This window comes from Streptomyces fuscigenes (assembly GCF_021556455.1).
GTDB lineage: Bacteria > Actinomycetota > Actinomycetes > Streptomycetales > Streptomycetaceae > Streptomyces > Streptomyces fuscigenes.
The window spans coordinates 1-8,669 of sequence record NZ_JAKGCV010000238.1; the positions used below are offsets into that span (position 1 = coordinate 1).

General features: G+C 69.7%; 6 protein-coding genes. 1 reads left to right on the top strand and 5 read right to left on the bottom strand.

Translation table 11 applies throughout. From position 1 onward, the window contains the following. Positions 1-74: 74 nt before the first annotated feature. Both L1885_RS18525 and L1885_RS18530 read right to left on the bottom strand, forming a co-directional pair. Positions 75-2,189 (bottom strand): hypothetical protein, encoded by a 2,115-nt coding sequence (locus tag L1885_RS18525; protein WP_235798255.1) that lies wholly within the window; start codon positions 2,187-2,189, stop codon positions 75-77. A gap of 155 nt (positions 2,190-2,344) precedes the next feature. After that, positions 2,345-3,844 (bottom strand): bifunctional cytidylyltransferase/SDR family oxidoreductase, encoded by a 1,500-nt coding sequence (locus L1885_RS18530; protein ID WP_235798257.1) that lies wholly within the window; start codon positions 3,842-3,844, stop codon positions 2,345-2,347. A gap of 602 nt (positions 3,845-4,446) precedes the next feature. Here L1885_RS18530 and L1885_RS18535 point away from each other — a divergent pair. Further along, positions 4,447-6,084 (top strand): stealth family protein, encoded by a 1,638-nt coding sequence (locus L1885_RS18535; RefSeq protein ID WP_235798260.1) that lies wholly within the window; start codon positions 4,447-4,449, stop codon positions 6,082-6,084. A gap of 83 nt (positions 6,085-6,167) precedes the next feature. Here the strand turns inward: L1885_RS18535 and obgE are convergent, their stop codons facing one another. The 3 genes from obgE to rplU all read right to left on the bottom strand — a co-directional run bounded on the left by obgE (position 6,168) and on the right by rplU (position 8,390). Then, a complete protein-coding gene (gene obgE / locus L1885_RS18540; RefSeq protein WP_235798258.1) occupies positions 6,168-7,625 on the bottom strand; it encodes a GTPase ObgE in 1,458 nt (485 codons plus the stop codon). A gap of 175 nt (positions 7,626-7,800) precedes the next feature. Then, complete coding sequence (gene rpmA / locus L1885_RS18545) at positions 7,801-8,055, bottom strand: 50S ribosomal protein L27 (protein WP_235798259.1); 255 nt, start codon at positions 8,053-8,055, stop codon at positions 7,801-7,803. A gap of 14 nt (positions 8,056-8,069) precedes the next feature. Then, positions 8,070-8,390, bottom strand: a complete 321-nt coding sequence (rplU, locus tag L1885_RS18550) for a 50S ribosomal protein L21 (protein ID WP_225017587.1) — start codon at positions 8,388-8,390, stop codon at positions 8,070-8,072. Between the last annotated feature and the right edge of the window lie 279 nt (positions 8,391-8,669).

Sequence of the window (8,669 nt, forward strand, 5' to 3'; positions counted from 1 at the left end):
CGGCGCTCCCGTGCGCCGGGCCTCCGCCCGCTTCGTCGTCACCCGTCCCGCCCGCGCCGGGGCGGGGCCGCGGCTCAGCCGCGCACGGGCGAGTCGTGCGCGTCGCGCTCCTCGTCCCCCGGCCCGGGGGCCGAGTCGTCGAGCCCGGCGGCCTCCTCGGGTTCCGCGAGGCGCTTGGCGACGCCGGTGTTGCGGGCCTCGGCCTGGATCGCGAGCGCCTCGACGGCCGCGTTGAACTGCTCGATGGACGTCGGCTTCTCCGGGCCCAGCAGGTAGTGCTTCAGCTCGGCGCGGCGCTCCTTGAGGCGGTCCGCCGCCGGGTCGGCGACCGCGCTCAGCAGCTCGTCGATCCCGTTCGCGTCGTTGGAGAGGATCACCGCGGCCCGCACCGCGGTGTTCTGCCGCCGGAACTCGGACGCGCCGATCGCCGCCGAGTCCGTCACCGCGTACGGCTTGCCGCTCGCGATGAAGTCGGACACGACACTGGAGATGTCGGAGACCATCGCGTCGGACTGGTTGAAGCAGTCGTAGAGCTTCGGCTCGGCGCCCGTCACGGTCCGGTGCTCCCACCAGCCGAAGGAGCGCCAGTAGGCGTCGTTCCACTCGGCACGCAGCCGCTTGGTCTCGTCCAGGCGCTCCTGGTCGGCCACCGCGAGGCGGGACACCTCGGCCTCGTCGCCGCCCTTGCGGCCCGAGGTCGCCAGGGCGTCGAGTCGGCCCTGCACGCGGGTGAGGTCCTCGGCCGCCTTCTGCCGCTCGGCGAGCGACTCGGCCGAGGCCTGCGACCAGCGCGATTCGGCCGCGCGGGCAGCCGTGTCGGCCTCCAGCAGCGCCATGATCGCCTGGTGGACGGCCTTGGCCTTCTTGTCCCGGATCCCGGTGAAGGGGTGCGGCTTGTAGATGACCCGCACGGGCGACTCGGCCCCGAGCAGCTTCTTGACGATGTTCTCGCCGGCCAGCAGCAGGGACGTGTTGCCGGGGTTGTCGTCCCAGCCCTCCCAGGTCGGCGCGTACAGGACGGTCGGGATCGGGTGCGCGGGCGCGCCCGTCCAGGTCTCGATGGGGGCGAGCTGCGGGCGGCCGACCTCGACGATGTCCTCGTCGCGGATGCCGACGTCGGCGAGGGCGTAGCGGTCGCGGCCCGCACGGCCCGCCGTCCAGACCTCGTCGTAGACCTTCGAGTACGGGTTGACACTGGCGATCTTGTCGCTGTCGCCGTGGCCGATGAAGACGTGCTTCATGGTGGGCACGCGCAGCATGTGGATGTTCTTGCCGACGTTGGCGGCGTACAGCGCGACCCGGACCGTGGACAGTTCCAGGTTCATCAGGTGCGTGCCGCCGGGGACGCAGATCACCGGGACGGAGGTGGGGGCGAGCTGGTTCGCGATGCCCCGCTCCCGCAGGATGATCAGCGGGCGGTCGACCTGCTCCATGGTCTCCAGCCACATGTTGACCTGGTAGGCGGACTCCTTGGAGCCGGAGAAGTACAGGACGGTGCGCGGCTCGTACGCGCGCAGCCAGGTGTCGACGGCGGCGAGGACCCGGGGGGCGGCGGGAACGATTCGCCGCCCGCGCAGGTTCGGTGCCAGCACGGCGATGTAGGCCAGCCCGAGGCCGGTCGAGACCGCGGCGCCGATGTAGCCGTAGACGAACGCGCCGCTGGCGGCGGCGGCGAACACGCCGATCTCCATCGGGAGATCGAGGTGGAGCATCTTGGCGACCGACTGCGCCATCAGGAACCGCGGCGGAGCGTCCGGGATCCCCAGCGCGCCCAGGTCGATGTTGCGCGTGACGACCGGCATCGACCGGCGCTTGCGGATGAGGGTGACCAGCGCGCCCTGCACGGTGTTGAGCGCGTAGAAGACCAGGAAGGCCACCACCGCCACGTACATGAGCGTGGCGCCGGCCAGATGCAGCCGCGCCAGCAGCAGGATCAGCAGGAGCTGCCGCGCCAGGAACCGGATCGCGACGCCGGCCCGCACCTTCTCCAGACGGTTTATCAAGTAGGAGCCGCGCTGGTGCAGGTACCGGTCGGCGATATAGGTGACTGCCGCTGCCACCGCGAAGAACCAGAGGTCGGGAATCAATGCGGCGAGCATCACGCACGGATAACCCAGTCCCATGAGGACTGCAGCGGCCAGCTCGGACCGGCTGCCCACGCGGGCCAGTCGAATGGCGGTCGAAATCACGGGAGAACCTGCTCCAGAGGGGTTGCCGGTTGTTTCACGATGGGACGGAAATGTGAAGGCGGAACTTCACGCATTCGGGCCTCCCACATCATTCGGTCGGCCCAGCCGACAATGAATGAGCAGGAGGCCCGATAAGTGCAACTTGGCGATGAGTATTACACATCGCCATGGCGGTCGAGCACGGCGGCGAGCGCCTGCTCGAACCCGGAGGCCTCCGAGGCGCCGCGGGTCGGATCCTGCTGGCGCACGTCGATGACGTGCCCGGTCAGCTCCGACAGCAGCACGTCGAGCGACGTGCGCGCCACCGCCTCCGAGGACAGCAGCGAGCCCGCGGGCTCGTCGCCGAACGCCTTCGTGCGCATCGGGGTGGCCGTGCGCTCCGGATTCACGCAGTTCACCCGGATGCCCTCGCCCGCCCACTCGTCGGCGAGAGCCTGGGTGAGATTCACCATGGCCGCCTTGGTGGACGAGTACAGGCTGTATTCGGCCCGTCCCCGCGTGTAACTGCTGGAGGTGTACAGCAGGAGCTGGCCCTTGGTTTCCACGAGGTATTTGTACGAGGCGCGCGCGATCTGGACCGGCGCCAGGTAGTTGACGTTCAGCGCTTCCTGGATCGTCGCGCTGTCGGTCTCGGCGAGTTTGCCGATGCGCAGTACGCCGGCCGTGTTCACGACGTAGTCGATCCGGCCCGTCTCCGCGTACGCCGTGGCGAGCGCCTCGTCCACGTGCTCCGGGTTCTCCACGTGGGTGCCGGTGGTGGAGCGGCCGAGCGCGTAGACCTTGGCGCCGAAGCGCCCGGCGAGTTCGGCGATGTCGGCGCCGATCCCGTACGAGCCGCCGAAGACGACCATCGTCTTGCCGGAGAGCAGTTCCTCGTAGGCGGCCTCGTCGGCCTGCTGGGGGGCCGCGGTGGACGCGAGCTGGAAGAGCTTGTCGGCGATGAAGACGTCGACGGGCTGGGTGACCTTCATGTTGTACTCGTCGCCCGCGACGACGTGGACCGGCACGTCGGGCAGGTACTTGAGCACGACGGAGCAGTCGTCCGTGGCCTGGAAGTTGGGGTCCTCCGCGGCGACCTCGTAGGCGCGGCGGATGGTGGACAGCTTGAACGCCTGCGGGGTCTGGCCCCGGCGCAGCCGGGCGCGGTCGGGGATGTCCGTGATGAACTCGCCGTCCTCGCCGTGGGTGCGCGTCACGATGATCGTGTCGGCGGACGGGATGGCGACGTCGACGGCCTGGTAGCGCTCCAGCGCGGTGACGCAGTTCTCGATCACGCGCTGTGACAGGAGCGGGCGCACGGCGTCGTGGAAGAGGAGGTTGCGGTCCTCGCCCTCGGCGAGGCCCTCGCCGAGCAGCTCGATGGCCCGTTCGGTCGTCTCGTTGCGCGTCGCGCCGCCCTCGATGACCTGGGTGACCTTGGTGAAACCGGCCTTGGCCACGATCTTTTCGACGTCGGGCACGAATCCGGGCGCCATCAGGACGACGATGTCGTCGACGCTCTCGGACTGCTCGAAGATCGCCAGGGTGTGCTCGATGACCGCCTTGCCCGCGATCTTCAGGAGCTGTTTCGGAATGGACAGGCCCACGCGCTGGCCGGTGCCACCGGCGAGAACAACTGCCGTGGTTCGAATGTGGGCATCAGCTGGCACAGACACGGGGCAACCTACCTAGCGACGATCGGGGGGCAGCGTGATGGTTGCACTCTCCGTGAGCACCACGCAAGGCGCGGGAAAGGTCCCGACACCTTCCGTAAATCAGATATAAACCCTGCGCGCCCATGCAGGAGACCTGTCGGCGGTAGTGGGACCGCGTGACGGAAGAGTGGATTCTCATCGTCTTCTCATTCGAACCACCGGGAGATCGCGCCATTCTCACGCAATCTCCACAGGGATCGCGGCAACCAACTGGCCCCGGGAACCGTCGCCGTCCGGCTCCGGAGCGCTCTCACGGCACCGGGACGGCTCCCGCCTCACTCGAAATGAGGGAAAGTTAACAGTACCGGAACAGAACACATCGTGCTGCCTCTCTCACAGCAAACGCTCAGGCATAATGGGACAGGAGCCACAGGAAGCACCCGGGGGGACCGGGATGCGCCCGTCGCGGGAGCGAACGGGTACGCGTCCCAATTCCGTTGGTGATCACGGCACCAGTAACCGGCCGCGAGGTGTGTGTCCGGCCACGCGGCCACGACCGGATACGCCTCGGAGCGAAGATGAAAATGCGGCATGTGGTGCCCGTCCGTATACGCAAAAGCGTGATGGATTCGCTGCCCACCCAGATGGCCGACCAGGTGAGGACCGCGGCGCTGCAGGGGGGCCCCGGCCGCCGCGCCAAGCGGGCCATCCAGCGCTACACCACCCAGATGCAGGCCCGCGAACTCACCGATTCCGCCGCTCCTTTGCGCATCGCGCAACTGGGCAGCCGCTCGTGGGTCTGCGTCGCCGAGGACGGCGTGAGCGCCGCCGGCGCCCGCCAGCGCAACCTCGACCTCGTCGTCGACGCGCTCACCACCGCGAACGTCGAGTACTGGGTCGTGGACGCGGCCGACGCGCGCCAGCGCATCACCGTCGCCGCCCACGAGCACGACCGGGAGCGGGCCCTCTCGGCACTGCACGAGGCCTACACCGACAACGCCGTCTACATCGGCGACATCGCCCGCCCCGCCCGCTTCAGCAAGCTGGCGCGCAACCCCGTCGCCAAGGACGTCGGCGGCGTGCGGGTCTTCTCCGTCTACCTCTCCACGGCCGGGCAGTCCTACCTCGGCGGTTCGCACGCCTGCGAGCTGGAGTTCTGGTCGACCGCCCCCGAGGACGGCTCCCTCGTCGCGCCCCGCCCCAACCGCACCGGCGCGCGCATCCCGCTGTCGGACAAGCTGCCCGCCGCCCTCTCGATCAACGAGCGGGAGTACCCGACGCTGGAGCCCTTCACGGCGCCGCGCATGTTCGACGTCACCTTCCCCATCGACGTCGTCTACACCTGGGTCGACGGCAACGACCCGGCGTGGCGGGCCCGGAAGTCGGCCACCATGGAGTCGCACGGGCTGGGCCGCCTCAACGACGAGGCCGCGAACGACTCGCGGTTCGCGAGCAGGGACGAGCTCAAGTACTCGCTGCGCTCCCTGGAGAAGTACGCGCCGTTCGTGCGGAAGATCTTCCTCGTCACGGACGACCAGGTGCCGGCGTGGCTCGACACGTCCAACGAGCGGCTGCGGGTCGTCTCGCACCGGGAACTGTTCGGGGACACCGGCAGGCTGCCCACGTTCAACTCGCACGCCATCGAGTCGAGGCTGCACCGCATCCCGGGGCTCGCCGACCACTACCTCTACGTCAACGACGACGTGTGCTTCGGCCGGCCGGTGACGGCGGAGAACTTCTTCCACGCCAACGGACTCAGCAAGTTCTTCCTCTCCAAGGCCCAGGTGGACCTCGGCGCCCCGAGCCCCGACGACCCCCCGGTGCTGTCGGCGGCGAAGAACAACCGCCTCCTCATCGAGTCGCTGTTCGGCCGGACCATGCGCAACAAGATGAAGCACACGCCCCATCCGCAGCAGCGCGCGGTCCTGGAGGAGCTGGAGGAGAAGTTCCCGGAGGTCTTCTCCGAGACCGCCTCCCACCAGTTCCGGCACAGCGGCGACTACTCGATCACGTCGTCGCTCCACCACTACTACGCGTACCTGACGACGCGCGCCGTGCCGGGGAGCATCCGGTACATGTACACGGACCTGAGCACGCCGGAGACGCCCGGCAGGCTGCGCCGGCTGCTCCACCGCCGCGACATGGACACCTTCTGCATCAACGACACCAACTCGGCGCCCGAGGACTACGAGAAGGAGTCCGAGATGCTGGTGAGGTTCTTCGAGGAGTACTTCCCCGAGCGCAGCAGCTTCGAGCGCTGAACACGGCCGCAGGGGGCGGTGCCACGGATCGCGTGGCACCGCCCCCTGCGTACCCGGCCGCTGCGGGCCGGCCGGGGAACCGCTCAGTTGAACGGGTCGAAGTTCTTGAACTCCGTGGCCGCCTCGTCCCGTTCGGCGTCCCGGTCCCGGCGGCGCTGGGCGGCAGGCCGGGGCGAGTCCATCCGGTGGTCCTCGCCGCGGCGGCCGAGCATCTCGGCGCCCGCCGCCATCGACGGCTCCCAGTCGAAGACGACCGCGTTCTCCTCAGGGCCGATGGCGACGCCGTCGCCGGGGCGGGCCCCGGCCTTCAGCAGCTCGTCCTCGACACCGAGGCGGTTGAGCCGGTCCGCGAGGTAGCCGACGGCCTCGTCGTTGTTGAAGTCGGTCTGCCGCACCCAGCGTTCGGGCTTCTCGCCGCGCACGCGGTAGATGCCGGAGCCGGAGCCGTCCTCTTCCTCCTCCAGCGTCACCCGGAAGCCCGTGTCGTCCACGGCCTTCGGCCGGATGACCACCCGCGTGGCCTCCTCGCGCGGCTTGCGCGCGCGGGCCTCGGCGACGATCTCGGCCAGGGCGAAGGAGAGCTCCTTCAGGCCGATGTGGGCGACGGCGGAGACCTCCAGGACGCGGTAGCCGCGCGCCTCGAGGTCCGGCTTGATCATCTCGGCGAGGTCGCGCCCGTCGGGGATGTCGACCTTGTTGAGGACGACCATGCGGGGCCGGTCGCCGAGGCCGCCGTACTGCTTCAGCTCCTCCTCGATGACGTCGAGGTCGGAGACCGGGTCGCGGTCGGACTCGAGCGTCGCGGTGTCCAGCACGTGCACCAGCACGGAGCAGCGCTCGACGTGGCGCAGGAACTCCAGGCCGAGGCCGCGGCCCTGGCTCGCGCCGGGGATGAGGCCGGGCACGTCGGCGACGGTGAAGACGGTGGAGCCGGCCGTGACGACGCCCAGGTTCGGCACGAGCGTCGTGAACGGGTAGTCCGCGATCTTCGGGCGTGCCGCGGAGAGCACGGAGATCAGCGAGGACTTGCCGGCACTCGGGTAGCCGACGAGCGCCACGTCCGCGACGGTCTTCAGCTCCAGCACGACGTCGCCGCCGGTGCCGGGCTCGCCCAGCAGCGCGAAGCCGGGCGCCTTGCGGCGGGCCGAGGCGAGCGCGGCGTTCCCGAGGCCCCCGCGGCCGCCCTGGGCGGCCACGTACGTCGTCCCCTGGCCCACGAGGTCGGCGAGGACCTCGCCGTTCTTGTCGAGCACCACCGTGCCGTCGGGCACGGGCAGGACCAGGTCCTGGCCGTCCTTGCCGGACCGGTTGCCGCCCTCGCCGGGCTTTCCGTTGGTGGCCCTGCGGTGCGGCACGTGGTGGTAGTCGAGCAGCGTGGTCACGGACTGGTCGACGACGAGCACGACGTCACCGCCGCGGCCGCCGTTGCCGCCGTCCGGGCCGCCGAGGGGCTTGAACTTCTCCCGGTGGACGGAGGCGCAGCCGTGGCCCCCGTTACCCGCGGCGACATGCAGTTCGACGCGGTCCACGAAGGTGGTCATGGTGGGCTTCCTCCTGGAGAAGACAACGAAAGACGTGCGGGGCGTACGGGGTGCGCGGTGCGTGCACGCGTCGGTTCGTACGTCTTACTGGGATAACACGCAAAGGGCGGACCCGCTTCCCGTCCGGGAAGGGGGCCCGCCCTGAGCGCAGAACTGGTGAACCGCTACCGGCGCGTCAGGCGACCGGGACGATGTTCACGACGCGGCGACCGCGGCTGGTGCCGAACTCGACCGCACCGGCGTTGAGCGCGAACAGGGTGTCGTCGCCGCCGCGGCCGACCCCGGTGCCGGGGTGGAAGTGCGTGCCGCGCTGACGGACGATGATCTCACCGGCGAGGACGACCTGACCGCCGAAGCGCTTCACGCCGAGCCGCTGGGCGTTGGAGTCGCGCCCGTTCCTGGAGGACGATGCGCCCTTCTTGTGTGCCATGAATCCTCAGTCCCTTACTTCGCAGCCGCGGGAATGCCGGTGACCTTGATCGCCGTGTACTGCTGGCGGTGACCCTGGCGACGGCGGTAGCCGGTCTTGTTCTTGTAGCGAAGGATGTCGATCTTCGCGCCCTTGTGGTGGTCCACGACCTCGGCCGTGACCTTGATGCCGTCCAGCACCCACGGGTCGCTGGTGACGGCCTCGCCGTCGACCACGAGCAGGGTCGAGAGCTCGACCGTGTCGCCCACCTTGGCAGTGGAAATCTTGTCAACCTCAACGATGTCGCCGACAGCAACCTTGTGCTGGCGACCACCGCTGCGCACGATGGCGTACACGCGGATCTCACTCTCATTCGGAACGGAACCCCTGACGCCAGCCGCTCGCACGGCCACGAGGGCCGGGACGGTCCGGATCGGATGAGCGGCCTCCCCCGGAAAACGGGAGGTGGGTGCTCAGGGGTGGGCGCACACCTACACGCCGACGGTCAAGAATAGGGTTGACTCCGTCAAGGGGTCAAACCGGCTCCCGCGCCCCCGGACCCCGCCGGCGCCCGGCACGTGCCGGCCGCCCGCCGGGAGCGCCGCCGGACGTGGCCGCGGCCGCACGAACCGGCG